The sequence below is a fragment of the Bradyrhizobium sp. CCGUVB4N genome (genome assembly GCF_024199945.1).
Lineage (GTDB): Bacteria > Pseudomonadota > Alphaproteobacteria > Rhizobiales > Xanthobacteraceae > Bradyrhizobium.
The window spans coordinates 291,929-317,615 of record NZ_JANADP010000001.1 but is presented as its reverse complement, the minus strand read 5'-3'; the positions used below and the strand labels follow the sequence as shown (position 1 = coordinate 317,615).

At 65.8% G+C, this 25,687-nt stretch carries 26 protein-coding genes and 1 tRNA gene; 13 read left to right on the top strand and 14 right to left on the bottom strand.

Features of this window, described 5'->3' with window-relative positions:
• Positions 1-18: 18 nt before the first annotated feature.
• A complete protein-coding gene (locus NLM31_RS01480) occupies positions 19-1,398 on the bottom strand; it encodes a hydrolase (RefSeq protein WP_254191251.1) in 1,380 nt (459 codons plus the stop codon).
• Positions 1,399-1,534: 136 nt separating this feature from the next.
• Between NLM31_RS01480 and NLM31_RS01475 the strand changes: the two genes are divergently transcribed.
• Positions 1,535-3,223, top strand: a complete 1,689-nt coding sequence (locus NLM31_RS01475) for an MFS transporter (protein ID WP_254191250.1) — start codon at positions 1,535-1,537, stop codon at positions 3,221-3,223.
• 3 nt (positions 3,224-3,226) lie between these two features.
• On the opposite strand, the gene NLM31_RS01470 is transcribed toward NLM31_RS01475, so the two are convergent.
• Together NLM31_RS01470 and NLM31_RS01465 are read right to left on the bottom strand one after the other, a co-directional pair.
• A complete protein-coding gene (locus NLM31_RS01470) occupies positions 3,227-3,442 on the bottom strand; it encodes a hypothetical protein (RefSeq protein ID WP_148775584.1) in 216 nt (71 codons plus the stop codon).
• 181 nt (positions 3,443-3,623) lie between these two features.
• Positions 3,624-3,932 carry a hypothetical protein gene (locus NLM31_RS01465; RefSeq protein WP_254191249.1) on the bottom strand — a complete coding sequence of 103 codons (309 nt, stop codon included), beginning with the start codon at positions 3,930-3,932 and terminating at the stop codon, positions 3,624-3,626.
• A 253-nt stretch (positions 3,933-4,185) separates the two neighbouring features.
• Here NLM31_RS01465 and NLM31_RS01460 point away from each other — a divergent pair, with 253 nt between their 5' ends.
• The gene (locus tag NLM31_RS01460) at positions 4,186-5,253 is read left to right on the top strand and encodes a polysaccharide deacetylase family protein (RefSeq protein WP_254127496.1); all 1,068 of its coding nucleotides are present in this window, start codon (positions 4,186-4,188) and stop codon (positions 5,251-5,253) included.
• Between the two features lie 71 nt (positions 5,254-5,324).
• Here NLM31_RS01460 and NLM31_RS01455 read toward each other — a convergent pair whose 3' ends face one another.
• The 3 genes from NLM31_RS01455 to NLM31_RS01445 form a co-directional block, all read right to left on the bottom strand.
• A complete protein-coding gene (locus tag NLM31_RS01455; RefSeq protein WP_254191248.1) occupies positions 5,325-5,690 on the bottom strand; it encodes a hypothetical protein in 366 nt (121 codons plus the stop codon).
• A 146-nt stretch (positions 5,691-5,836) separates the two neighbouring features.
• Positions 5,837-6,142, bottom strand: a complete 306-nt coding sequence (locus NLM31_RS01450) for an AzlD domain-containing protein (RefSeq protein WP_375143513.1) — start codon at positions 6,140-6,142, stop codon at positions 5,837-5,839.
• Positions 6,135-6,887 carry an AzlC family ABC transporter permease gene (locus tag NLM31_RS01445; protein ID WP_254191247.1) on the bottom strand — a complete coding sequence of 251 codons (753 nt, stop codon included), beginning with the start codon at positions 6,885-6,887 and terminating at the stop codon, positions 6,135-6,137. Before NLM31_RS01445 ends, NLM31_RS01450 begins: the two co-directional genes overlap by 8 nt.
• Here NLM31_RS01445 and NLM31_RS01440 point away from each other — a divergent pair.
• Positions 6,886-7,527: an ABATE domain-containing protein gene (locus tag NLM31_RS01440; protein ID WP_254191246.1), complete on the top strand. Its 642-nt coding sequence runs from the start codon at positions 6,886-6,888 to the stop codon at positions 7,525-7,527. The two genes, NLM31_RS01445 and NLM31_RS01440, sit on opposite strands and share 2 nt — an antisense overlap.
• Before the next feature lie 79 nt (positions 7,528-7,606).
• Here NLM31_RS01440 and NLM31_RS01435 read toward each other — a convergent pair.
• The 4 genes from NLM31_RS01435 to NLM31_RS01420 all read right to left on the bottom strand — a co-directional run bounded on the left by NLM31_RS01435 (position 7,607) and on the right by NLM31_RS01420 (position 11,661).
• A tRNA-Thr gene (locus tag NLM31_RS01435) sits at positions 7,607-7,682 on the bottom strand.
• A gap of 99 nt (positions 7,683-7,781) precedes the next feature.
• Positions 7,782-9,545: a heme biosynthesis protein HemY gene (locus NLM31_RS01430; protein WP_254191245.1), complete on the bottom strand. Its 1,764-nt coding sequence runs from the start codon at positions 9,543-9,545 to the stop codon at positions 7,782-7,784.
• Positions 9,546-9,580: 35 nt separating this feature from the next.
• Positions 9,581-10,849 (bottom strand): COG4223 family protein, encoded by a 1,269-nt coding sequence (locus NLM31_RS01425; protein ID WP_254191244.1) that lies wholly within the window; start codon positions 10,847-10,849, stop codon positions 9,581-9,583.
• A gap of 65 nt (positions 10,850-10,914) precedes the next feature.
• On the bottom strand, positions 10,915-11,661 hold the full coding sequence (locus NLM31_RS01420; protein ID WP_254191243.1) for a uroporphyrinogen-III synthase: 747 nt from the start codon (positions 11,659-11,661) through the stop codon (positions 10,915-10,917).
• A gap of 149 nt (positions 11,662-11,810) precedes the next feature.
• On the opposite strand from NLM31_RS01420, the gene tsaD reads away from it, so the two are divergent.
• From tsaD to NLM31_RS01385, 7 genes are all read left to right on the top strand, one after another.
• Positions 11,811-12,884 carry a tRNA (adenosine(37)-N6)-threonylcarbamoyltransferase complex transferase subunit TsaD gene (gene tsaD / locus NLM31_RS01415; RefSeq protein WP_254191242.1) on the top strand — a complete coding sequence of 358 codons (1,074 nt, stop codon included), beginning with the start codon at positions 11,811-11,813 and terminating at the stop codon, positions 12,882-12,884.
• Between the two features lie 2 nt (positions 12,885-12,886).
• Complete coding sequence (locus NLM31_RS01410; RefSeq protein ID WP_254127481.1) at positions 12,887-13,867, top strand: NAD(P)H-dependent glycerol-3-phosphate dehydrogenase; 981 nt, start codon at positions 12,887-12,889, stop codon at positions 13,865-13,867.
• A gap of 114 nt (positions 13,868-13,981) precedes the next feature.
• On the top strand, positions 13,982-15,097 hold the full coding sequence (locus NLM31_RS01405) for an alpha/beta hydrolase (protein ID WP_254127479.1): 1,116 nt from the start codon (positions 13,982-13,984) through the stop codon (positions 15,095-15,097).
• Between the two features lie 103 nt (positions 15,098-15,200).
• The gene (locus NLM31_RS01400; RefSeq protein WP_254135182.1) at positions 15,201-15,614 is read left to right on the top strand and encodes an EVE domain-containing protein; all 414 of its coding nucleotides are present in this window, start codon (positions 15,201-15,203) and stop codon (positions 15,612-15,614) included.
• 231 nt (positions 15,615-15,845) lie between these two features.
• On the top strand, positions 15,846-16,316 hold the full coding sequence (locus NLM31_RS01395; RefSeq protein WP_254191241.1) for a hypothetical protein: 471 nt from the start codon (positions 15,846-15,848) through the stop codon (positions 16,314-16,316).
• A 37-nt stretch (positions 16,317-16,353) separates the two neighbouring features.
• Entirely contained in the window at positions 16,354-17,478 is a 1,125-nt protein-coding gene (locus NLM31_RS01390; protein WP_254191240.1) for an AAA family ATPase, read from the top strand.
• A 1-nt stretch (position 17,479) separates the two neighbouring features.
• A complete protein-coding gene (locus tag NLM31_RS01385) occupies positions 17,480-18,442 on the top strand; it encodes a tetratricopeptide repeat protein (RefSeq protein WP_254191239.1) in 963 nt (320 codons plus the stop codon).
• Between the two features lie 53 nt (positions 18,443-18,495).
• On the opposite strand, the gene NLM31_RS01380 is transcribed toward NLM31_RS01385, so the two are convergent.
• Positions 18,496-19,587, bottom strand: coding sequence for an adenylate/guanylate cyclase domain-containing protein (locus NLM31_RS01380; protein WP_254196119.1), 1,092 nt, complete (start codon positions 19,585-19,587; stop codon positions 18,496-18,498).
• A 101-nt stretch (positions 19,588-19,688) separates the two neighbouring features.
• Here NLM31_RS01380 and NLM31_RS01375 point away from each other — a divergent pair, with 101 nt between their 5' ends.
• The gene (locus tag NLM31_RS01375) at positions 19,689-20,144 is read left to right on the top strand and encodes an SRPBCC domain-containing protein (RefSeq protein WP_254127477.1); all 456 of its coding nucleotides are present in this window, start codon (positions 19,689-19,691) and stop codon (positions 20,142-20,144) included.
• A gap of 12 nt (positions 20,145-20,156) precedes the next feature.
• On the opposite strand, the gene NLM31_RS01370 is transcribed toward NLM31_RS01375, so the two are convergent.
• A complete protein-coding gene (locus NLM31_RS01370; protein ID WP_254191238.1) occupies positions 20,157-21,326 on the bottom strand; it encodes a DNA topoisomerase IB in 1,170 nt (389 codons plus the stop codon).
• 411 nt (positions 21,327-21,737) lie between these two features.
• On the opposite strand from NLM31_RS01370, the gene acs reads away from it, so the two are divergent.
• Both acs and NLM31_RS01360 read left to right on the top strand, forming a co-directional pair.
• Positions 21,738-23,684 (top strand): acetate--CoA ligase, encoded by a 1,947-nt coding sequence (gene acs, locus NLM31_RS01365; RefSeq protein WP_254191237.1) that lies wholly within the window; start codon positions 21,738-21,740, stop codon positions 23,682-23,684.
• Positions 23,685-24,097: 413 nt separating this feature from the next.
• Positions 24,098-24,613 carry a L,D-transpeptidase gene (locus NLM31_RS01360; RefSeq protein WP_254127471.1) on the top strand — a complete coding sequence of 172 codons (516 nt, stop codon included), beginning with the start codon at positions 24,098-24,100 and terminating at the stop codon, positions 24,611-24,613.
• Positions 24,614-24,667: 54 nt separating this feature from the next.
• Here the strand turns inward: NLM31_RS01360 and NLM31_RS01355 are convergent, their stop codons facing one another.
• Together NLM31_RS01355 and NLM31_RS01350 are read right to left on the bottom strand one after the other, a co-directional pair.
• Positions 24,668-25,258 (bottom strand): thermonuclease family protein, encoded by a 591-nt coding sequence (locus tag NLM31_RS01355; RefSeq protein ID WP_254127469.1) that lies wholly within the window; start codon positions 25,256-25,258, stop codon positions 24,668-24,670.
• A 59-nt stretch (positions 25,259-25,317) separates the two neighbouring features.
• Positions 25,318-25,515 carry a DUF1674 domain-containing protein gene (locus tag NLM31_RS01350; RefSeq protein ID WP_254127468.1) on the bottom strand — a complete coding sequence of 66 codons (198 nt, stop codon included), beginning with the start codon at positions 25,513-25,515 and terminating at the stop codon, positions 25,318-25,320.
• Positions 25,516-25,687: the final 172 nt, after the last annotated feature.

Sequence of the window (25,687 nt, the reverse complement as noted above, 5' to 3'; positions counted from 1 at the left end):
TACGACGCAGGCAATTAGCTAATAAGTCATCTCGGCAACCGCAATCCTGTTCTCGGCGGCCGGCCAGGCGCGGGCCACAATTCGTTCTTCGTTGAACTGGGCCACGATGTTACGCCGGCCATCGCTGGCCGGAAGGCGCAAGGTCGCTGTCGCATCCGTGGGCACGCCCGGATGGACGTCGGCGGGCTCCTTGCCGTCGAACAGGACGGTATCGCGCGGCAGGCCGAAATAGCCGCGCGGGCGCGACATGATCACGACCGCTCCGGCATCCTTGTCCGCGGGAAGGAACGGGCGCGCGGCGCGCAAATGCACGACGTCGGAAGAGCGCGGGAACGGCGAACGGTAGAAGTGCGTGATCGGGGCGTCCGGCGACGTCAGGACGATCTCGAGCGGCGACGTGGAATCGACCGAGGCCACCCCCCAGCGGCCGTTGGCGCCCGTCGTCGAGCGATGCACCACGCCCCTGCGCTCGCCGCTCTCGCGGTCGACATAGTTGACCTCCACCACCGCCCCGGCGACCGGGCGATTGGTCGGCACGCCGTCCACCGCGCCCGTGACCAGTCCGCTGAGCTGGACGGTGTGCTCCGGCGTGATCGCGATGCGTGCAGGCTCACGGCCGGCGATGAACTTGTAGATCTCGCGGAAGGCGCGCGGGTGATACGCCGTCTCGCGATGGTCGATCGTGCCGAGCACGAGATTGGTCGCGCCCTTCAGCTCCGGTCCCTCGGCGGTGACATTGGTCGGCACGCCCGGCTTGCCCATGAAGCGGCCATCGGGTTGCGCATATTTGTCCATGCCGTCGCTGCGCAGGGTGAGGAAAGCCGTGCCGGGCGTCACCTCGCTGTCGCCGCCGTTCAGGCCACTCAGGAAGGGGCCGCGTCCGTTGAACTCGTTGCCGAGGAGATCATCGAGCGCAAACACGCCGTGATTGGGCGTGCCGCACAGGACCGCGTGGCTGACATCGCCACCGCCGCCGTTCTTGATGACGTTGCGGATGGAATTGCCGCCGCGCGAATTACCGACCAGCGCCACACGCGCCGCGCCGGTGCGGCGCTTCAGCTCGGCGATGGCGGCCGCCAGCTCGCGGCGCTGATCCTCGGTGGAGGAGCGGTTGGCCTGCTCGACCGTATCGTCGGCGCGCGCGGTGGGATTGGTGAAATTGATCGCCATCATCCGGTCGCGCGCGATGCCGTTGCATTCCATCCGCCACAGCGTCGTCATCCACAGCGCATCGTAGTCGCCATTGCCGTGAACGAACAGGATCGGCGGCACCTCAGGGTTGCTGCCGGGATCTTTGGCCGCGGACGATGTTTGCGCCAGCGCATCGCTGCGAAAGTTCGCAACCGCGAAAGCCAGGCCACCTGCACCCTGCAGGATCGTCCGTCGTGACAGCATCATCTTCTCCTCCCCGGCAAAACCCGTCTTTGCACTGCTTATAGCGGCCTAACCACTGGACAGCGAAGGACTTTCGCAGGCATCACTGACGACGCCGGAATCATCGAAGCCATTTCTGCCAGACGACTTGGAAGAGGATATGACCGAGCAGACGAACCGCCAGAGACAGTCCGCCGACGGCATCACCGCACCCCTGCGGTACACGATTTTCCGGCGCATCTGGCTCGCGAGCCTGCTCTCCAATCTCGGCCTCCTGATCCAGGGCGTGGGTGCGGCCTGGGCGATGACGCAGATGGCGGCTTCCGCCGACAAGGTGGCGCTGGTGCAGACCGCCCTGATGCTCCCGATCATGCTGATCTCGATGCCGGCGGGCGCCATCGCCGACATGTATGACCGCCGCATCGTGACGCTGGTCTCGCTCATGATCGCGCTGACCGGCGCATCCGCCCTCACCATCCTGGCCGGGCTCAAGCTCATCACCCCGGAAGCGCTGCTGGCCTTCTGCTTCGTCGTCGGCAGCGGCAATGCGCTGTTCGGACCGGCCTGGCAATCCTCGGTCAGCGAACAGGTGCCGCCCGAAGCCCTGCCGTCGGCGGTCGCGCTGAACGGCATCAGCTACAACATCGCGCGCAGCTTCGGTCCCGCGGTGGGCGGCGTCATCGTCGCCTCGCTCGGCGCGGTTGCGGCCTTTGCCTGCAACGCGATCCTCTATCTGCCGCTCCTGGTGGTGCTGCTGCTCTGGCGGCGCGTGGTCGAACCCTCGCGACTGCCGCGGGAGAAGCTCAATCGTGCCATGGTGTCGGGCTTCCGCTACATCACCAACTCGCCGCCGATCAAGATCGTGCTGCTGCGCACGCTGGTGATGGGCCTGATCGGCGGCGCCATCATGGCGCTGATGCCGCTGGTGGCCCGCGACCTCCTGCATGGCGGCGCGCAGACCTACGGCATCATGCTCGGCGCCTTCGGCATGGGCGCGGTGGTCGGCGCGCTCAACATCCACGAATTGCGCAAGCGCATGAGCGGCGAGGCGGCGATCCGCGCCTGCACGATCTCGATGGCGTTCGCGATGGCGGCGATTGCCTTGAGCAGCGAGCCGGTGCTGACCGCGGCCGCGCTGGTGCTGGCCGGCGCGGTCTGGATGGCCGCGGTGGCGCTGTTCAACATCGGCGTGCAGCTTTCGGCGCCGCGCTGGGTCGCGGGACGCTCGCTCGCCGCGTTCCAGGCCTCGATCTCCGGCGGTATCGCAATCGGCGCGTGGGGCTGGGGTCATCTCACCGACTATGCCGGCGTCGAGGTTGCGCTGCTGACCGCGGCGGGCCTGATGCTGGTCTCGCCCTTGCTCGGCGTCTGGCTGACGATGCCTCGCGTCGGCGCCCGCAACGAAGACGCGGATGTGCTGGCCGATCCCGAGGTCAAGCTGTCACTGACCGGGCGCAGCGGTCCGCTGGTGGTGGAGATCGAATATCGCGTCGCCCAGGAGAACGCCCGCGGCTTCCACAACGTGATGCAGGACGTGCAGCTGTCGCGGCAGCGCAACGGCGCCTATGGCTGGTCGATCGCGCGCGACATCGCCGATCCGGAATTGTGGACCGAGCGTTATCACTGCCCGACCTGGTTCGATTATCTGCGCCAGCGCAACCGTTCGACCCAGTCCGAACGCGCGCTGCATCAGCAAGCGATCGATTTCCACATCGGTCCCGATCCGGTGCGGATCCGCCGCATGCTGGAGCGGCCGTTCGGTTCGGTGCGCTGGAAGGAAGAAACGCCGGACCGCGCCAGTGCCGAGGTGCTGCCGGTGGTCGCGACCGCGGCAGGAAGCAGCACGTAGGCCTTACTGCCCGTGATCCGTCAGCACCTTGTCGCAGGCCTTGCTCAGCTTGGTGCGGTTCTGCTTCAGGCAGGCGAGCACGGCGCTATCGCCATTGTTCATCACGGCGCGGCAATGACGCGTGACGTCGCGCGCGCAGGCGTCGTGGCCGGGCTGCTGCTGCGCCGAGGCGCCGGATGCGCACAGAACCAAAGAAACAATGAAAAGAAATCTGGTCATCGCGTAATGCCTCGTAGCCGGTAGATATGCGGGCGAAGCTAGTGCGACGATCCCCTAGCCGCAACGGCTTTATTGGCAGGCCGACGTTGCAGGCTGATTGGCGCCGCCGCGTGGCCCCGGCTTGACGCCGGGGCGCATCGCGAGGGGAGCTGACTAACGCAACGACGCGATCGTTGCGCGCTTACTGACCGTCCTGGGCGTCAGCGACCTTGCGTGAGGCGCCCTTGGCGAGGTCCTTGTCCATCACCGCGCGGCAACCGGAGCTCAGATCCGAACGATGCTTCATCATGCACGCGGTGATCTTCGGGATGTTGGGGATCTCCGACGAGCACAGGCGGAAGGCATCGCCGGTGCACATCTGCTGCGCTTCGGCCGAGAAGGCGAAGCTCGAGGTGGTCGAGATGATCGAGACGATGGCGGCAAAGCCCAGAGCCAGGCTGGTGTCGCGGATCTTGGCGGTCAAGGACTTGGTGTTCAGAGAGGTGGTCATTTGAAGCTCCCATTGGCACCGCGGGACGCGGGCCCGTTGTTGATGGGAATGACCATGCTCCCGGAAAATCCTTTCCACTGTGATGACCGTCACGGGCGGCCTGCTCTCCGTGAGGTCGGTCACTTTGGCGCACCGGCCTGAAATTCCTCCGCAACCGCTGTCGTGTTGGTGTCACGTTAACTGTTCCTTCGCATTAATGACCGGGCGCGCGGGAAATTCCGCCGGTTTGGTTGCGTATTTGGAAAGAGTAACGATGCGTAATGCGTTGGGCCTGATGCTGGCCAGTGTCCTTGCGGCGGTCGTGATCGCCGGGGGTTGGTATTTTTATTCCTCTCGCGCCGACCAGGGCGCTCCCAAGACAACAGCTGCCCGTGCCGCCGATCCGCTCCCGGCACAGGCCAAGCTCGCCGCCAAGGATGACGTCGAGACCACGGCGGCACTCGCGGGCAAGCCCGCCGCTCCTGCCGCAGCGTCCGCACCTGCGCCGGCACCGGCCGTGGCGCCGGTTCAGCAGACGACGACCTGCACCAATCCGAATGCCTTGGGCGTCGCGCGCGTGGTCGAGATCGACACGACCGGAGGTCCGGGCTTCGGCTTCGAGCAGTACAAGCAGTTCGATTTCCTGGCCGACAAGGAGGTCGTGCTGACCTTCGACGACAGTCCCTGGCCGCACAACACGCCGGCCGTGCTGAAGGCCCTGGCCGATGAATGCACCAAGGGCCTGTTCTTCTCGGTCGGCAAGCACGCCACCTGGCATCCGGAGATCCTGCGCCAGGTTCTGGCCCAGGGCCACACGGTGGGCACGCACACCTGGTCGCACCTCAATCTCAACGGCAAGAAGATGACGGAGCAGCAGGCCAAGGACGAGATCGAGAAGGGCTTCAGCGCGGTGAAATGGGCGCTCGGCACCAACCCGTCGCCGTTCTTCCGCTTCCCGCAGCTTCAGCAGAATCCGGCGCTGGTGAGCTATCTCGGCAGCCGCAACGTCGGGATTTTCTCGACCGACCTCGACTCCTTCGACTTCCGCAAGGAGAGCACGCCGGACAAGATCATCAGCAACGTGATGACCAAGCTCGACAAGCTCGGCAAGGGCATCATCCTGATGCACGACTTCCAGAAGCGCACCGGCGAAGCGCTGCCGACGCTGCTCGCCCGTCTCAAGGCCGGCGGCTACAAGGTCGTGCAGATCAAGGCGAAGACGACGTTCGACTCGCTGCCCGAGTATGACGAAGCCGTGCTCAAGGAATTGAAGGTGCCGGCGACCAATGCGACGAACGCGCGCCCGGTGTCGAGCGTGGTGCAGACGGTCTCGCAGCGCTAGGCGCGTCGGGTCTCAATAAGCATGATGGCCGGGCTCAGCCCGGCCATTTTATTTCGAGAGCTTCGCGCTGATTACCAATAGATGCCGTGGCGATGCAGCTCGGCGATGATGCGCCCTTCGGTCCACCGCTTGTGCCGGGGCTTTTCGGCCTTCGCCGTCGTCTTCGCCTTCGGTGCAGGGTTGCTCGTCGTGAGCGGCGCCGAGGCCGTCGTCGTGGTCGCGGCGGGAGCCGTCGCCACGGCGGGCTCCGCCGCCGGGATCGCCGGCGGGCGGTCGACATATTTCGGCGCTTCGACCGCCGAGGCGACTTCGCTGATTTGCGTGGTCGTGGTGGCTTGTGGCGCGGCTGTGACCGCAGACAGCGACAGGCTGCGGTCACCTGCCTGAGCCGATGCAGAGACCAGAACCATGGCGGCAACCAGAATGATCTTGCGCATGTGACATCTCCCCGTGTTTGCGTGACCGGGACAGTACGGGAGGCCTGCGCGAGGTTATGTGATGGAAATCACGCTGGCCGACCTGCGCCTTAAGCCGAGCTCAGCATCCGCGCCGATGGGGCTGTCGGCCGCGAGGCGCAGCAGAATTACTTCGAATGAAAAATTGCGACGAGCGTGGCAGTGGCAAAGCCTGCAGCCAGAGCCGCCCATTCTTTTTGGGTCACCGCCATCACGCCGAATGCGCTGGCGCAGCCGAGGATGCTTGGAAAACCGCCCTCGAGGCAGGCCGCCGCGACGAAAGCGACGAAAAGGTTGCCCGGCGCCAGTCGGAAGAATGTCACGAGCGTCCTGTCTTCGCGCATCAGCCCGGCGGCGAGAAACCCACCTGACCGCATGACGTAACTGACGAGGCCGAGCACGCCGATTGCCGCAAGAGTTCGCCAATCAAGCATGATCCCCCCGCAACATGCTGAATCCTGTTCCGACCGCGCCACCGATGAGCATGGCCCAGTTCGGCGCCATGAAGCGACTGACGAGGACTGCGGTGATGGCAGCCAAAAGCCAGGGAAGTATAGAGCGCTTGCCACGCCACTGGCTTGGAAGCAGCGTGGCGATGAAAGCGGCTGGCAACAGCGCGGCGGCAATCGCGAGTGGACCGTCAGGTTGCAGAGGCAAGCCGTAGCCTAAAGCTGTTCCGCCCACCCAACCGATTGCCATCGGTGCGCTCGCGCCCAGGAGATAGCCAGCATCGGCATCATTGCGTTCCGCGTCGGCGGTCGTCATCAGCCATGACGCATCCGCCAAGAAGAACAGGATCGGAAGCGTGATACGCTTGCGAAGCCTGCCGAAGAGTTGATGGAGGTGGGCCCCCATGACCAGATAGCGTGCGTTGGTCGCCACGCACGCGATGACCATGGGTATGATTGGTGGGGCCGCAGCCCACATTCCGAGCGTGACGGCCTGCGCTGTGGCGGAGTAGACAACGACGCTGAACAGCACCGCTGGAACAAAGCCCAGTCCAACACCGCGATAGGCGACACCCATGACCACGCCCGCGAGACCGTTGCTGAGAAGGAACGGCAACGCCTTGACGAAACCACGCCTGAACCCGGCGCGCGAGCAGCGGGCCTTTGCCGCTGGGATGGCTTCGTTTATAATGGCCATGGGCATTAGATAAGCCACGACCGCAGCAGCCATGTCAAGGGATCCCCTCCGAGCAGCAACGCAGTTTTTTGGCGGGCGCGTTTGCCTGGATTTCGGGAACACGCTTGACTGGCGAACATCTGACGACCCGCAGGAGCTGATACCCGATTACGCCGCGTTCCTCGGATGGTGCGCGCGTCGCGGAATCATGTCGGCGTCGGCGGTCGAGGGTTTGATTTCGGCCGACAAGCGGGAGCCATCCGCCGGGGCGGCGGCACTGGCAGAACTGGTGTCCTTGCGTCAGGATATCTGGAAGATTTGTGACGCCCTGCGCGGCAATAGGCAGCCAGACTTAGGTCTCGTGAACGAGCTTCTCTCGCAAGCGCCGCCTCAGCCGGGTCTTGTTGACCGCGGCGGAGTGTTCTTGCACGACCTTCCGGGGCGTGATGTCCGCGAACCACTTTGGCCGTTGCTGTGGTCTTTGAGCGCCGTTCTGACGTCGACAGACGCGGGACGAATTGGTTGCTGCCAAGCGGCCGGCTGTGGCTGGTTCTATGTCGATGAGAGCCCGAACCGCACCCGGCTGTGGTGCTCGAGCGAGGTGTGCGGAAATCGCGAGCGAGCGCGGCGCGCTTATACGAAACGCCGGAAGGAAAATCCTCCCAAGGCGGCACGACCATCACAGCGCAAATGATCAATTCCTCGCGGCGCAACAGGCGCGCGAGCGACCGCCGATCATGGGCGTGGAAGATGCCGCGTCGAAAAACGGAAAATGGTGCCGCAAGAGGGACTCGAACCCCCGACCCCGTCATTACGAATGACGTGCTCTACCAGCTGAGCTATTGCGGCGAACCCTGCGGGGCCCGGGCGATGCCGGCCCCGATACACGCGCCCCTGATATCGGGCATGGCCCGAATTGGCAAGGACAAGCGGCAGGCGAAATAGGCCTCACGCGCCCCAACGGGACCAGAATCCGCGCCAACCGCCGGCCTGGGCCTTCGCATGGTCCCTGGGCGTGCCGATTTGTTCCGTAAATTCATCGCTGGGGCCGTCGTCATCGATGCCGGGATCATCCGGCGCGCGGACGATCGGGATGACGGCCTGGATCGGTGCCTGGGTGGGCTTGCCGAGGTCCGCACGGGTCCGGAACACCGGGGTTGCCGCAACCGGCGATGATTCGGCGGCCTCAGGGGCCGGCTTGATCGGCTCGGCGGGTGCTACCACCGGTTCTTCCGTCGCCGCCGGGGGCGCGTTGTCCTGCGCGGCCGGAGCAGGGGCAGGGGCTGGGGCTGGGACCTCTGCGATCACGGCCGGTTCCACCGGCGCCTCGCTAACCACCGTCACCCGCTTCGGGGGCGGGGCGGCGAGCATGGCTTCCTCGAAGGCCGAGGACTCGATCGTGGTGCCCTTGTCGGACGGCAGGCTCGCCACCGGCGTCTGCCACTGGAAGGCATCGAGCCGGCCGGTGACCGGGGAGACCGGACGCCAGCGGTCGCTGACATAGCCATCCGCGGTCCAGGCCGGGTCGTGACGGGCGCGCACCGCGCGCAAGGTCCAGGCACGGGCACGGCCGCCGTCACCATGCTCGGTGCGTTCGAGCTCGGCCATCAGCAGCGCCACGCGCTGGGTCGGATCGTTGACGTAAGGCGCCAGCACCTCGCGCGCACGGGCGAACTCGGTCGCATCGATCGCGGCACGCGCGATCGCAAGCTGTCCCTCGACATGCCCGGCCTTGTCGGCGGGCGTTTTCGCCGCAAGCGTCTCGACCCGCTGCAGGCGCTGCCGCGCGGCATCGCCGAGCTTCACATGCGCATAGGCATCGGCAAGGTCGGGATGCGGATTGGCGAGCCAGGCCGCCTCGACCAGCTTCATGGCGCGGCGCACCTGGTGCGCCTCGCTCTCGAATTTCGCGGCGAGCACGGCGGCCGGCACCAGGGTCGGCGCGAGCTTGACGGCTTCCATCACGCTCTCGCGCGCGACATCGCGGTCCATCGTCTCCAACTCCAGTGCGCGCGCCGTCAGCAGCACGCCGCGCTGCCGGCGATAGCCCTGCTTGTCGATCAGGCCGGCGGACAGATTCGAATCCAGGATCGCGAGCGCGCCGCTCCAGTCGCCGCGCGCACAGCGGAAGCCGAGCACCGCGTGCGAGGCCCAGGTCGAGGACGGCGACAGCTTGATCGCCTCCTCCGCGATCATCACGGCGCCGACCGCATCGTCGGCGCGCTGCGCCTCGATGAACAGGCCGCGCAGGCCGAGCAGCCGCGTATCCTCGCGCTCGGCCATGGCGCGGAAGGCGCGCTGGGCCTCGTCGCGGTTACCGTCGAGCTGGGCCGATTGCGCGTGCAGGAGAAGCGCGAGCGGATCGTTCGGCGCGTGCCGCCGCGCCGCGTCGGCGTGACGGCGAGCCAGCGCGGTGTCGCCATGACCGATCGCGAGCAGGCCGTGGGTGATGGCGTGGCGGCCACGGGCGTGACGCTTCTCGTGCCGGCGGCGGCGCATGCGCCCCGGCGTGCGCCAGATCATCGTCACGATGCTCCAGAGCAAGACGATCAGGACGGCGAATATGCCGAGGCAGAGCACGAACACCGGAATGCTCGGCGAGGCCCGGAAACCGCCCCAGGTCAGCACGACATCGCCGGGCTGATCGGCAACCCAGGCCGCGCCTGCGCCTGCGAGCGCAATCAGAACAAGGAAGAAGACGATGCGAAGCATGACTGTTCCTATACGCGCGGATTGTTGCGCGAATCTTATTGAGCGGGCTTGGCGAGACCAGCGAGAGCGTCGTCGGCGAATTTGCGGGAGGCCGCGAGCGCGGCATCGCGCGCGTCGGCCTTGTCGAGCCAGGCTTGCGCAGGCGCGCGATCGGCATCCGGCAGCGTCTTCAGCTCGCGCCGCGCTTCGACGAAATCGTTGCGCAGCGCTGCGGCCGTGATCCGCGCGACGATGGCGCCGCGGTCGTTGCCGACCCCGTCGGTGCGCTCGATACGGACGAGCTTCGACGCGCCCGCCTGAAGGCGCTCGACGATGCCGGCATTGCTGCTCGGCGTCTCCGGCGGCGGCGCCAATTTCGGCACGATGTTGAGGAGCTCGCGGGTCAGCGCGACCGGCGTCGGAATGCCCGACGCCGCAAACGCATCGAGCGACTTCAGCAGTTCGGGCTTGGCGGCGAACGACCGCGCAGCCGTGAGCTGTGCCTCATAGGGATCGTTGTGGCGGACGGCGACATCGAGCAGGGTGGCGGCGATCACGTAGCGCAACGGCCTGTCGTCCGCCGCTTTGGCGTCGGCGATCTTTTCGCCCTGCTGCGCGAGCTCGGCGCGTGCGGTGGTGCTGGCGCGCTCGAGCTGGGAGATGCGGTCGTCGAGGGCGGCGAGGCCGGACGAGGCTGCTGCATCGCGCGGCGCGGATTTCGCATCGTTCAATGCGCTCGCGGTCTTGTCGGATTGCGCGCGCAAGCCGGCGATGTCGCCGCGCAGGGTGCCGACGGATTTCTCCAGCGCGTCGAGCCGCGCGACGATGGCCGGATCGGCGGCGGGCTTGCCCGCCTTGGCTTCGACTGCGGCGACGCGACCGCTCAGCGCATCGACCGTGGCACTGGTCACTTGCGGCGCGGCCGGCGGCGCTTGCACCGCGGGCCAGCCCAATGCCCAACCGACCGCGATCACGACCGCGGCTGCGGCGGCGCCGGAAAATGGCGCGATGATCCAGGGCGAAATGGCGCTCGATGCAACGGCAGCCTGCGCCTCGCCAGGCTCCGGCTCGGTCTTGGCTGTCTCAACCTTGGCCGTGTCGACCTTGGCCGTCTCGACTTCTGCGTCTTCGGCAGCGGTCTGCGCGGCATTTGCCTGTTCGGCCGATGGCTGCGCCTCCGGCTCAGCCGCCACATCCTGCGGCTGGGTGGAGACTTCGGTCGCCTCGAGGTCGATGGTGGGCGGGGTGCGCTTGGCACGGCCGGACTCGGGGGCGAGTCCTACGTTTTCACGCTTGCCTGCGTCTTCCGGCTTGTCGTCGGCCATCGTGACGGTTCCTCACACTTTCATACCAGAGACGAGCCCGATTGCCTCGGATTCGGCCCGTCCTCTTACGCCAAACGGGTCCGCAAAGCACGCTCCAAGGCGTCAAACAGGGCATTTTCGTCCGGGGTCGCGGCCACCAGGACCTGCGATGCCCCGGCATCACGCAGCACGCTGGCGACCGTCTCGGACAGGCAGCATTGCGGGATCGCCAGTGCCGAGATTTCGACGCCTTCGTCCCGGGCCGCGTCCAGGAAGGCCCGCGCGCTGCGCCGGGAGTAATGCAGCACCGCCTCGATACCATGCGCGGCAAAGCCGTCGCAGACGTCGCGCGGCAGAAGCTTGACCGGGGCCATACGGTAGGTCGTCTGAGTGACCACGCTAAACCCCTCCGCGCCGAGCTCGCCGCCGAGATCCCGCGACAGGTCGGCGCCCGCAAGATAGAGCAGCGTACTCTTTTTCTTCAGCACCTTGTCGCGCGCGCTCTGCATCACCTTGTCGCGCAAGGACGCGGCGTCGCCGCCGGCGACGATCACATCCGCAAAGCCGACTTCGCGCGCCACCGCAGCCGTGTGCTCACCCACCGCGAACAGCGGCAGCTCCACGAGGCCGAGGTCCCGCAATTGCGGCGCGACGGCGCGGATCGCATTGGCCGACGTCACGATGATGGCGCTGTAGCCCGCCTCACTCTCGTCATGGAAAGCCACCGGCTCGAACTTGAGCACTGGCGCAAGCAGCACCACATGTCCCCGCACGCGCAAATTTTCCGCCGTCGCCTCATTGTCGGGATGCGGCCGTGTGACAAGAATGGACATCGCTTGTGTTCCCGGACCACGTGGCGGTGACGCATTCGAGGGATGGCTGCGCGTGACGATTGCGCAAGCCGACCCCGGAATGCTACCGCGTTACCAGAACTCTGCTTTACGGATGAGCGCAAGGGCGCAAATTGGATAACAATTCGCCAATGCTGGTACTGGGCATCGAGACCACCTGCGACGAGACCGCCGCGGCCGTGATCGAGCGCGCGCCTGACGGGAGCGGCAGGATCCTGTCCAATATCGTGCGGTCGCAGGTCGAGGAGCATGCCCGCTTCGGCGGCGTCGTGCCGGAGATCGCGGCGCGCGCCCATGTCGACGTGCTCGACGGCATCATCGACCGTGCCATGCACGAGGCCGGCATCGACTACGCCCAGCTCGACGGCGTCGCGGCCGCTGCGGGACCGGGCTTGATCGGTGGCGTCATCGTCGGGCTCACCACCGCGAAGGCGATCGCGATGGTGCACGACACGCCTCTGGTTGCGGTCAACCATCTCGAGGCGCATGCACTGACGCCGCGCCTGACCGATGCGATCGAATTTCCTTATTGTCTGTTCCTCGCCTCCGGTGGCCACACCCAGATCGTCGCTGTCACTGGCGTCGGTCAGTATGTGCGGCTTGGCACCACCGTCGATGACGCGATCGGTGAGGCCTTCGACAAGGTCGCGAAGATGCTGGGCCTGCCCTATCCGGGCGGTCCGCAGGTCGAACGCGCGGCGGCGAACGGCGATGCGGGGCGCTTTGCTTTCCCGCGGCCGATGCAGGGACGTCCCGATGCCAACTTCTCCCTGTCAGGACTGAAGACGGCCGTCCGCACCGAAGCGAGCCGGCTGGCTGAGATCACGCCGCAGGACGTCAACGATCTCTGCGCGAGCTTTCAGGCCGCTGTGCTGGATTCCACGGCCGACCGGCTGCGGGTCGGTCTCCGGCTGTTTCGCGACCAATTCGGCGCGCCGCGCGCGCTGGTCGCGGCCGGCGGTGTCGCCGCCAATCAGGCGATCCGCGGTGCACTGTTTGACGTCGCCAGCGAAGCGCAGACGCAGCTGATCATGCCGCCGCCCGCACTCTGCACCGACAATGGCGCGATGATCGCCTGGGCCGGCGCCGAACGCCTGGCGCTCGGCATCACCGATACGATGGAGGCACAGCCGCGCGCGCGCTGGCTGCTCGACGCCAACGCCACCGCGCCCGCAGGCTACGGCAAGACGCGGGCGGGATACTAGCAATGACCGCGTTCCAGTCCGTCGCGGTGATCGGCGCGGGTGCCTGGGGTACGGCGCTGGCGGCGGTGGCCGCACGTGCGGGGCGGAACGTGACATTGTGGGCGCGCAACGCGGAACACGCCGCGCGGATCGCATCGACCCGCAACAATCCGCGACTGCCGGGCGTGCAACTGGCGCCCGAGATCGTGGTGACGAGCGAGCTCGCCCTGGCGGCGCGCGCGGACATGCTGCTGATCGCGACGCCGGCGCAGCATTTGCGCGGCGCGGTCAACATGCTGGCCTCGCACGTCACGAAGCCGGTGCCGATCATCGCCTGTGCCAAGGGCATCGAGCACGGCACCCACAAATTCATGACCGACGTGATTGCGGAGGCCGCACCGCATGCGCAGCCAGCAATCCTGTCGGGCCCCAGTTTTGCCGACGACGTCGCGCGCGGCCTGCCGACGGCAGTGACGCTGGCGGCAAAGGACGAGGACTTGGCGAGCGCCCTGGTGCAGGCCCTTGGCTCGGCGACCTTCCGACCCTACCACACCACGGATGTCCGCGGCGTCGAGATCGGCGGCGCGGCCAAGAACGTGCTCGCGATCGCCGCCGGCATCGTGGTCGGCCGCAACCTCGGCGCCTCCGCGCTCGCCGCTTTGACGACACGCGGCTTCAGCGAACTCGCACGGCTCGGCCGCGCCTATGGCGCGCGCACTGAAACGCTCTCCGGCCTCTCCGGCCTCGGCGACCTCCTCCTCAGTTGCTCGACCGCGCAGTCGCGCAATTTCGCACTCGGTATCGCGCTCGGACGCGGAGAAGCTGCCCCCGCCGGCAAGCTGGCGGAAGGAGCATTTACCGCGCCGGTGCTAGTTGAACTCGCGGGCGCAGGGAATGTCGACATGCCGGTCTCGCAAGCGGTCGCTGCCATCCTGAACGGTCAGCTGACGATCGACGCCGCGATCGAGGGATTGCTGACTCGGCCGTTCAAGGCCGAGGAGTAAGGCGACCTCGGCATCTCAGGTAGCACTTCACGGCCTGTACACGCTGGTCTAGCCTGGCGGCACACCGCAGGATCCCGGTCCAACAACAACGAAACGGATCCCAGGGGAAAACGCATGCGCAAACCGCATCGCGCGATCGTTTCGATCGCCATCACCACACTTGCCGCCATGACATTACCCGTCGCTGCCTACGCCCAGGCGGCGATCTCCTATAACGAACTCGCCAAGAACGAGGCGGCCGCCAATGCCGACAACGGCAAGCGGGTCGCACCCGTCAAATCGATCGCCAATCCCTCCAACGACGTCAGCGCCGACATGCAGGCCATGATCGGCGCGCCGTTTCCGCCGCATTTCAATGCCGACCCGAAAACCCCTGCGGAATGGAAGGAGCTGATCGACCGCCGCGCCAAGCTGGCGATCGCCGGGATCCCCGCGATGAAGGAGAAGCTCGGCGTCAAGGTCGAGGAGACCAAGATCGCCGGCGTGCATTGCTTCATCGTCACGCCGAACAGGATCGCGCCCGAAAACCGGCGTCGCCTGCTCGTTCATGTCCATGGCGGCGGCTATGTGTTCGGGCCGGGCGAAGCCGCACTGCCGGAAGCGATCATGATGGCGGGCTTTGGCGGCTTCAAGGTGATCTCGGTCGACTACCGCATGCCGCCCGATTTCCCCTATCCCGCCGCGATGGACGATGCGATGGCGGTCTGGAAGGAAGTCACCAGGGATCACGATGCCCGCCGGATGGCGATCTTCGGCACGTCGACGGGCGGTGCCATGACGCTTGCGATGGTGCTGCGGGCGAAGGACGAGAAGCTGCCGAAGCCGGCCGCCATCGCACCGGGCACGCCCTGGGCCGATATCGACAGGATCGGCGACACCTATGCCAGCAACGAGTGGGTCGACAACGTGCTGGTGACCTGGGACGGCTGGCTTGGCCGCGCCGCAAAACTCTATGCCAACGGCACAGATCTGAAGAATCCCTACATCTCGCCGATCTACGGCGACTTCAAAGGTTTTCCGCCGACCATCCTGACATCGGGCACGCGCGATCTGTTCCTGAGCAACACGGTTCGCACCCATCGCAAATTGCGCCGCGCCGGCGTGATCGCCGACCTCAACGTCTATGAAGGCCAGTCTCACGCGCAGTACCAGTTCAACATCAATGTGCCGGAGACGAAGGAGGCATTCACCGATATCGCAAAATTCTTCGATCGATATCTGAAGGAGTAAGTCGCGCGATGGATAGCGGATGCCCGCGCTTGTCGCAGGCATCCGCGTGGCTGTATGGTCGCGGCACGAGAGGCGCGCATATCCGGGAATGAGGCAGGTTGCGATGAACTATTGGCTGGTGAAATCCGAACCATCGGTGTGGTCCTGGGACCAGCAGGTCGCGAAGGGCGCCAAGGGCGAGGCCTGGACCGGCGTGCGCAATTACACGGCACGCATCAATCTCGTGAACATGAAGAAGGGCGACAAGGCGTTCTTCTATCATTCCAACGAGGGCAAGGAGATCGTCGGCATCGCGGAGATCATCAAGGAGGCCTACACCGACCCCACCGACAAGACCGAAAAGTTCGTCTGCGTCGACATCAAGGCCGACAAGCCCCTGAAGACACCGGTGACGATGGCGGCGATCAAGGCCGAGAAAAAACTCGCCGACATGGCGCTGGTGAAATATTCACGACTCTCGGTGCAGCCGGTGACGGCCGAGGAATGGAAGCTGGTTTGCAAGATGGGCGGGATGTAATTCGCTCCGATTGAAGGCCGACTTGTGACGGCATTGTGATAGCGCGACAATCCCCTCACAACCATTGATATCCGCCGACAGAATTCCTAAATTCGGCCGGAGGAATGGACGTTCAACGGGTCTTCTCGCGTCATGGCGATGCAGGAAAGGGACGGCGGCGAGCAATCGCCAGGGTCCACGAACGGCCCCACAGGGGAGTTTCCATTCCGTCCCCGACAAAATGTTTCATCGATGCTGGCGATGCTGCTGGCTGGCGCGGCAATGATCGGGGCCATCATGGGATGGTTCCTGACGACGCGCACGGAGCCCGACGCACCCGTCATCGCGCTGGTGCCGCAGGAGCAGGTGGCGGACGCCATCCCGACCCTGACGCCGGATGGCCAGCGGGTCGCGCAATCCGACAGCCGGCAATGCCGTTATCCGGTCGCCTTCATCACGGTGTCGACGCCGGGCAATCCTGCCGGCGGAACCGTCACGTTTCGCACCAGCAAGTACCGCTCGCCTTCCTTCCACGTCACCGATCAGCCGCAGAGAATTGCCCTGCCAAACCCGCTGCCTGACAGCGGCGGGCTCGACCCGCTGACCGCGGACGGTGACGCCAAGGGTTTGCTCGTATCCCTTTATCCGACGGCACGGATGGAGCCGGTCAGCGGCTCCAGCACCGTCACGGTGCGATGGCCTGCGCGCCCGCCGTGCAAGTGAGATTTGCGTGCAGGTGAGATTTCCAAGTGAGTTTTGAATGCAGAATTTTCTGAACGCGCGCTTCATTCTCGCCTTCATTCTGATCGGCGTGGCGACGGCAGGGGTCAGCGCGCTGCTGTTCAATCCGCAGCTCGGCTTTTTCGGCTGGATCGGCTCGCTCTTCTCCGAGATGACCGCGCTACGCTTCGTCGGCGTCGCGCTGACGATGGTCTCCGCGGCCAGCGTCGGCTACATCGCGTCCCGCCTCGGAGCCGACCCCGCGGCATCGGGCTTCGTCCCGATCGGAAGCGGCTACACCTACGGCCGCAGGCTGACGACCGATTCCGCGACCGGCGAGACCCGGATGGTGACGCGCACCGCAGACAATGCGCTTGACGACCTCGACATGATGGTCGGGCTCGCCTCGGTCAAGACCGAGATCAACAAGTTGCTCGCGAGCCTGGAAGTCGAGCGTCGGCGGCGCGAGCAGGGCCTGCCGGTGTTCGCAACGAGCCGGCACATGGTGTTCACCGGACCTCCTGGCGTCGGCAAGACCGTGGTGGCGCGCGCCATCGGCGACATCTATCGCTCGCTCGGCGTGCTGCGCAAAGGCCATCTGATCGAAGCCGATCGCAGCCAGCTCGTCGCGAGCTATGTCGGCCAGACCGCGCCGAAGACGCTCGACGTCTGCCGCTCCGCACTCGACGGAGTCCTGTTCATCGACGAGGCCTACAGCCTGAGCGCTGCGGAATGGAAGGGTGATTTCGGCCGCGAGGCCATCGAGGCGCTGCTGAAATACATGGAAGATCACCGCGATCGCCTGGTCGTGATCGTTGCCGGCTATCCCGCCGAAATGCACCGGTTCATCGCCAGCAACCCGGGGCTTGCCAGCCGCTTCACCAAGACGATCGACTTCCCGCCCTATGACGCGATCGAGCTCTGCGAAATCTTCCGCGCCATGGCGTCCGAGCAGCAATATCTGCTGCCGATCGGCTTCGAGGCGGCGCTCGCGCCATGGATCGACTCGCAACGCGACGATCCACAATGGGGCAACGCGCGCTCGATGCGAACGCTGCTCGAAAAGACCCGCGAGGCGCATGCCCTGCGCACGTCGCGAGACCCCAATGCGAGCGTCGCCGAGTTCGAGCTCAGCGACATTCAATCGGCGATCCGGGACAGCTGACATGACGACCGCGGCCCGCATCGTCGCGCTGCACGGCGCATTGTGGAGCATCGATCCCTGGTATCGATGGTCGTGGTACGCATGGCCCGCCGCGATGGCCGTGCTGATCACCGGCTGGATCCTCATCAGCAAGCCGGTCAATACCGGTGCCTGGGGCAACGCCGGTACCAATGCCGGTACTTGGGCCAAGCCGATCGCGCAGAAGGCGGCAACGTCGACCGCCACGCCGGTCAAGACAACGACGGTCAATCCTGTCGATCTCGAGATGATGAGTTGCTTTGCCAATCGCGGCACCGCCTCGGAGACCGCCTGCACCGATTTGATCAATGGCGGCAAGATATCCGGCGCGAAGCTGGCGTCAGTCTACACCCAGCGGGGCTTCATGCAGCGCGACAGAGAGCCGGACAACGCGATGTCCGACTTCAATGCCGCGCTGAAGATTCAGCCCGATTACGCCGCGGCGCTCAACGACCGTGCCTGGATCTACATGACTCGCGGAGAGTACGACGCGGCGCTGCAGGACCTGAACAAGACGGCCAGCCCTTCGACCGCCTGGCTGACCGCAGCCGTCGCTTACTACTATCGGGGCTTTGCTTACCTGGGGCTGAAAGATTATGCGAAGGCGGTCGCCGACCTGAACGAAGCGATCAGGCGGCAGGCCGGCAATGCCGACTACTATTTGGCGCGCGGCGAGGCCCAACAGGCTCAGGAGAACTATGACGCCGCCCTGCGCGATTTCGACGAGTTCAGCAAGCGCGCCCCGAAAGATCCGCGCGGCCTGCTGGCGCGGGCCGTGATCTTCGAGACCACGGGCAAGCCGCGTGACGCCCTGACGGCGCTGGAGAACGCGGTCACGCTGGCGCCCGACAACGATTTCGCCAGGTCGGAACGCGATCGGCTGCGCGGGCAGGTGAAAGACAATGATCCTGCGAAGAGCAATCCCGGCGAGCTGCCGCCGACCTGATTTTCAGACCGCCGCGGTCGCGACGACCGGCTGCAGAAGCTGCGCCCTCCGGGTTACGATGTCCGTCCGTGCGTCTCCGGCAGCGTGAGCACCTCGCATGGCGAGGCGATGCCACGCAGCTTGTGCAGCCCGAGCGCGACCAGGGGCATGTCCGTCTCGGCGGCGAGTGCGCCCGACACCAGCACGGTCCGGCCGAGCGGCTTGCACAGGCCTTCGAGCCGGCTGGCGAGATTGACGGCGGGACCGATCGCCGTGAAGTCGAGCCGATTGGCGGCGCCGATATTGCCCCAGAGCATCTCGCCGAGATGAAGCGCGGCACCGAACGCGAGCGGCGGCAACCCTTGCGCGCCGCGCTCGGCATTGAGATACGCCATCCCGGCTTCGGCTGCACCTGCCGCGCGCAGAGCGGCCTCGCAGGCGCGACGCGGTGACGCCTCGACCACAGGAAAGATCGCGAGCACGCCGTCGCCAATGAATTTGAGCACCTCGCCGCCGAAGGCATGAACGGCACCGGCGATGCGATCGAACCAGGCATCGAGCGCCGCGATGACATCGGCCGGCAGGCTGGCTTCCGACAAGGTGGTGAAGCCGCGCAGATCCGCATAGAGCAGCGCGGCCTGGATGGTCTCGCCGAGGTCGCGCCGCAGCGGCGCCGCCAGCACCCGCTCGGCGCTGCGCTTGCCGAGATAGGCCTCCAGCGTGGCCCGCAACGTGGCGCGCCCAGCGAGCACGGCGAGCGGCGTCGCGGCAAAGCGCGCGGCCTGGCGCAATTGCTCGATTTCGCCAGCCGTGAACGGACGCGGCCCGATCCAGCCGAGCAACGGCCCATCGCGCCCGACAACGTCTTCATGGACTTCGCCGCCTGCGATGTCGCGCAGCCAGCGGCGGCCGGCATCGTTGGGCAAATCGGGCGCGAGCCCGCCGGGCGCAAAGCCAAGCGCCTCGATCACCCGGCCGTTGTCCGCCCGCCACAGCCATGTCCGCTTCGCGATCAACGGGTGCGGCACCTCCAGCGTCAGGCTGCCTGCCGCAAGCGGCACACCATCGGCAAGCAGATGCGCGCCGAGTTCCGCGAGCAGGCGATCGGCGCCGGGACTATCCGAGGCGGCATCGACGAGCCAGGCGAGGGTCGGAGAAAGTTGCATCAGACGATGATGGCGAAGGTCGGCGGTGTTTGTCACGGGCAATCCTTGACGGGCTGCTTTGGCGCCGCCATGTGCCAGTATCTGCCCAGGGATGATCGCCGATGACCGAGCCGTTCGTATTGCGACGCGAGACGCAGATCGCAGCCCCGCGCGCCACCGTCTTCGCCTATTTGACCGATCCTGAGAAAATCCTGAGCTGGATGGGCTCGGATGCGACCACCGAGCCGCATCCCGGCGGGCTCTATTTGCTCAAAGGCATCGGCCCGCGTGCCAGCGTCGCCCGCGGCGCCTTCCGCGAGGTCGTACCCGTGCATCGCCTGGCCTACACGTTCGGCTGGGAGGGCGGCCAGGAGGTGCCGCCCGGCTCGAGCCTGATCGAGATCGACTTGATCGAACGCGACGGCGGCACGCTGCTGCGCATGACCCATAGCGGGTTGCCGACCGAGGAACAGGTGGCCGCCCACGCGAAAGGGTGGGCGCATTATCTGGCACGGCTCACAAACGCAGCCGCTGGCCGCGATCCCGGTCCGGACAAGGGTCTTTCGGACAATATGTAGCGATGCGGCGGGTTACACCGCCGCGGTCGCGACCACCTGCTGCAACAGCTGCTCGCGCCGGGCCTGCGAGCGCTGGCCCTTCATCGTTGCCGCGAAACGCTCGAGGATGCCGTCCTCGAAGGCGGTGACGATGGTGTCGTGCACGTAGCTCTTGCGGCAGATCGCCGGCGTATTGGAGAGCTTGTCGGCGGCGGCGCGGATCGCATCCAGCACCTGCTTCTTGCGGCCGCGCTGGCTGGTCGCCGGCGTGATCCGCGACAGCGATTCCACGACGACGGCCGAGGCCATCAGCGTGCGAAAATCCTTCAGCGAAATCTTGATGCCGGCGATCTCGCGCAGGAACGCATTCACCTGCGTGGTGCTGACCGCGCGCACGATGCCGTAGGCATCGCGATACTGGAACATGCGCTTGCCGGGAACGCCGTTGAGGATGCCGATGGCGCGCACCAGCTTGGCCGCGTCGCACTCCTTGCGCACCGCCTTGCCGCCCTTCGCCTTGAAGGTCAGCACGAAAGAATCGTCCTCGAGCGTGACGTTCGACTTCAGCATCGTGGTCGCGCCGCGGGTGCCGTTGAGGCGGGCATAGGATTCGTTGCCGGGACGGATCGCGGTACGCGCAATCAGCTCGATCACCGCCGAAAGCGCGAATTCGCGCGTCGGCTCGTCGCCCGACAGGAACGCCGAGACCTTGCGCCGGATCTTTGGCAGCGCGCCGACGAGCTTTTCCAGGCGATGCGCCTTGCGGTGCTCGCGGACCTTCTCCCAGTCGGCGTGATAGCGATATTGCAGCCGGCCCGCGGCATCGCGACCGACCGCCTGAAGATGCGAGCTCGGATCGGCCGAGTAGCGCACCTCGCGATAGGCCGGCGGCACCGCCATGGCGTGGAGCCGGCGGATGGTGCGGGCGTCGCGGATATGGGCGCCGTTGGGGCGGACGAAGGAATAGCCCTTGCCGCGGCGGATGCGGCGGATGGTCAGCTCGTTCTGGTCGCCGAGCCGCAGGCCGAGTTCCTTGGCGAGCGCCTCGACCGCCGCCGGGGAGGCGGAATCGAACACCTTTTTGGGGCTGGGACGGGTGGAACCGGCCGGTTTCGGCCATTGTCCGAGGGCTTTGGCCAGCGCAATGGCAGCAGGATCGGCCGAGGCAGGCCGCATCGTCCCGAGATTCTGCTGATCCATCATAGTCTTACGCCTTGGCCCTGTCTGGTACCGTTCAATGCCGCTGTTCTGATGTTTGTTCCAAGCCTCGCTTGGGGGGCCTCTTTGGGACCCGGGTTAGCCACTTAGGGTGTTCCGAACCGCATTGCGAGTCCCGAATCAGTGAAAAGCGGTTTCTAAATACCTCCTGCGACGCATGGGCGCCCTGCGCAGGCCTGTTCCGGAGATCTGGGTAAAGAGCCCAAAACCTCCGCCGGCCTGTTTCAGATTTGCGACAGCCGGCCTTTGCCGCTTGATTTCCCGCATGGCCGGCCGATCACCGAAGGTCCAGCTTGTGCTCCTTGTCGGGTCCGGTTAGCCCGACGCATAATCGGTGCAACGATCAAGTCGGCTTGCGCATCGCCAGCGTTTGGCTTGCCGTATGTGGAGGGAAACATGTCCGAGAAGATTTACGACGTCCCCGCGGAATGGGCCAAACGGGCCTGGGTCGACCAGGCCAAGTACAAGGACATGTACGCCCGCTCGATCGCGGACCCGAACGCGTTCTGGGCCGAGCAGGCCAAGCGCATCGACTGGATGCACGCACCGACGAAAATCGAGAACGTCTCCTTCGCGCCCGGCAACATCTCGATCAAATGGTTCGAGGACGGCATCCTCAATGTCGCCCATAACTGCATCGACCGCCATCTCGCCAAGCGCGGCAACCAGACCGCGATCATCTGGGAAGGCGACGATCCCTCGCAGTCCAAGCACATCACCTACAAGGAGCTGCACGACGAAGTCTGCCGGATGGCCAACATCCTGCGCACCCGCAACGTCAAGAAGGGCGACCGCGTCACCATCTACCTGCCGATGATCCCGGAGGCCGCCTATGCGATGCTGGCCTGCGCCCGGATCGGCGCGATCCACTCGGTGGTGTTCGCAGGCTTCTCGCCCGACAGCCTCGCCCAGCGCATCAACGACTGCCAGTCCAAGATCATCATTACCGCGGACGAAGGCCTGCGCGGCGGCAAGAAGGTGCCGCTGAAGGCCAATGTCGACGCGGCGATCGCCAAGGCCGACGGCGTCGACTGGGTCGTCGTGGTCAAGCGCACCGGCGGCAAGATCGACATGAACCCGACGCGCGACCTCTGGTACCACGAGGCGGCCGCCATGGTGACGACCGAATGCCCGGTCGAGCACATGCACGCCGAGGACCCGCTGTTCATCCTCTACACGTCGGGCTCGACCGGCCAGCCCAAGGGCGTGCTGCACACCTCGGGCGGCTATCTCGTGTTCGCGTCGATGACGCATCAATACGTGTTCGACTATCACGACGGCGACATCTACTGGTGCACCGCCGACGTCGGCTGGGTTACCGGCCACAGCTACATTCTCTACGGGCCGCTCGCCAACGGCGCGACCACGCTGATGTTCGAGGGCGTGCCGAATTACCCGGATAATTCGCGATTCTGGAACGTCATCGACAAGCACAAGGTCAACATCTTCTACACCGCACCGACCGCGATCCGCGCCTTGATGCAGTCGGGCGACGAGCCCGTGAAGAAGACCTCGCGCGCGAGCCTGCGCCTGCTCGGCTCGGTCGGCGAGCCCATCAATCCGGAAGCCTGGGAGTGGTATCACCGCGTCGTCGGCGACGACCGCTGCCCGATCGTCGACACCTGGTGGCAGACCGAGACCGGCGGCATTCTGATCACGCCGCTGCCGGGCGCGACAAAACTCAAGCCGGGTTCGGCAACGCAGCCGTTCTTCGGCGTGGCGCCCGAGATCGTCGACGCCGACGGCAAGGTGCTGGAGGGTGAGACATCAGGCAATCTCTGCCTGACCCGTTCATGGCCGGGCCAGATGCGCACGGTCTATGGCGACCACGCACGCTTCGAGCAAACCTATTTCTCGACCTACAAGGGCAAGTACTTCACCGGCGACGGCTGCCGCCGCGACGCCGATGGTTATTACTGGATCACCGGCCGCGTCGACGACGTCATCAACGTCTCCGGCCATCGCATGGGCACCGCGGAAGTCGAGAGCGCGCTGGTCGCGCATGAGAAGGTGTCGGAAGCCGCCGTGGTCGGTTATCCGCACGACATCAAGGGCCAGGGCATCTACGCCTATGTGACCCTGATGGCCGGCGTCGAGCCGAGCGACGAACTGCGCAAGGAACTCGTCACATGGGTCCGCAAGGAAATCGGCCCGATCGCGGCACCTGACCAGATCCAGTTCTCGCCCGGCCTGCCCAAGACCCGCTCGGGCAAGATCATGCGCCGCATCCTGCGCAAGATCGCCGAGGACGAGCCGGGCAGCCTTGGCGACACCTCGACACTCGCCGATCCCGCGGTGGTCGACGACCTCGTGAAGAACCGGCAGAACAAGAAGTCGGCGTAGGAACGGCCTCGTGCCCCGGACGCAGCGCAGCGCTTCTTCAGCGGTGCGCTGCAGAGCCGGGGCCCATCTATCCACGAAAAGAAGAAGCTGGGTCCCGGCTCTGCGCAGCAGCGCAAGAGCGCTGCAGCGCGTCCGGGACACGAGACTGCCTTTCGCGCCAACGTCGTCCCAAACAAACCCCCGTTCACGCCCTCACGCACTTGTCAGGACGGACACCGGCGCGGCGGCATCTTTGCCGCCGAGTGTTGTTTTCAAGTCATTTACTTTGTTTCGAACATTTCCTTTGTTCCCCCTGCTGGCTGGCCCTCGGCGGCCGTGCGTGGAAACCATCCGGTTAACAGGTGCGGTTAAGAATCTCTGGGCGAGCGGGCGATTGCCGGTTTTTGCGTCATTTTGAACGATGGGAAATATCGATGTCGATGAAGGTTGCTGTGGCGCTGGCCGCCACCATCGGGGCAGGGGTCTTGATGTCGACGGCTGCCGAGGCGCGGCCGGAAATGGTGGGAACGCACGTCGCCAACTATTCGCCCGGCACCATCGTGGTCAAAACCAGCGAGCGCCGGCTCTATCTCATTCTCGATGACGGCCACGCCGTGCGCTATCCGGTCGGCGTCGGCAAGTCCGGCAAGCAGTGGGCCGGCACCACCCGCATCGACGGCAAGTACCGTAATCCGGCCTGGTCGCCGCCCGCCGAGGTGAAGCGCGACAAGCCGCAGCTTCCCGACGTGATCCCGGGCGGCTCGCCGCACAATCCGATGGGCGTTGCGGCGATGACGCTGGCCGGTGGTGAATATGCCATCCACGGCACCAACGTGCCGGGTTCGGTCGGCGGCTTCGTCTCCTATGGCTGCATCCGCATGCTCAACGACGACATCACCGATCTCTACAGCCGCGTCTCCGTCGGCACCACGGTGGTCGTGGCGCGCTGATCGTCGCAACCCAAACAGAGTTTGAAAGAGCCGCGTTTCGACGCGGCTTTTTTGTTACCAGAACCGCCAGCCGCGCGTGCACCAGCCGTCGCGATGACCGCCATTGTAGCTCCGCGCGAAGCCACCAGCGAGCATCGCCGCCGAAACGTTCGCGGTCCGTCTGGTCGCGACATCGGCGAGAACGCGCCCGTATTTCTCCGAGCCGAGATTGTAGATGGTGACGCCGCCCTGGCCGAGCAGATTGCGCAGCGCCCCGGTGGCCGCTTCCGCCTTGTCCAGCTCGTCCTGGCAGGACGCCTTCATCTCGGGCGCATCGATGCCGCGCAGACGAATCCGTGCGACGAGATCGCGCCCGTCGCGTTGATGCACGCGCGCGAGAAAAGTGTCGCCATCGATGGTGCGGATGACGTCGATCGGCAGGCGGCTGTCGGGATTGCCGGACTGCTGCAGGATGATCTCGGCATCCTGCGCGCGCTCGTCAGCCGGATGCGGAATCCGCCAGTCGGTGCCGTGCCGGAAGGTCAGCACGATCGCCATGACGATGCCGACCACGAACATCCAGGGCAACAGCCCGGAGAAGCGACGGCCAAACGGCGAACCGCCGAACTGCGGCCGATAGGAGCTATCTGGATCGAAGCGCGGCATCCGCGCACGCTAGGGCTGAGTCGGCCAAATCGACAAGTCAGCTTGAAAAGACCAGCGTCTCAGAAATCCGAAGCGATGCCCTTGCGCTCCCAATCGCCGTAGCGCGTCGGCTCAGGTCCCTTCGGCCCCTGCAACTCCTTCGGTGCCGCCTCGGCATGAACAGCGGCGGCTTGCCGGCGCGCCTCGGCTTCGGCCAGCGCGCGCTGGGCGGCCGGCGGCAACGGTTTGCGATCGGGAGCGGGAGGCTGGTCGTTCATAATCCGGGTCCTAGCGCAGGATCGCGACATGCGCGACGTCCAATTACGCATTGCTGAAATGGCCGCGACGGGCTGAAATCGCCAGAGGCCATTCTTACATTTGGCATATTCGCATGCCACAGCTGGTGTTCTTAAGGCATGCGCCCATATTGGCGGAACTGCCGCTCGCTCA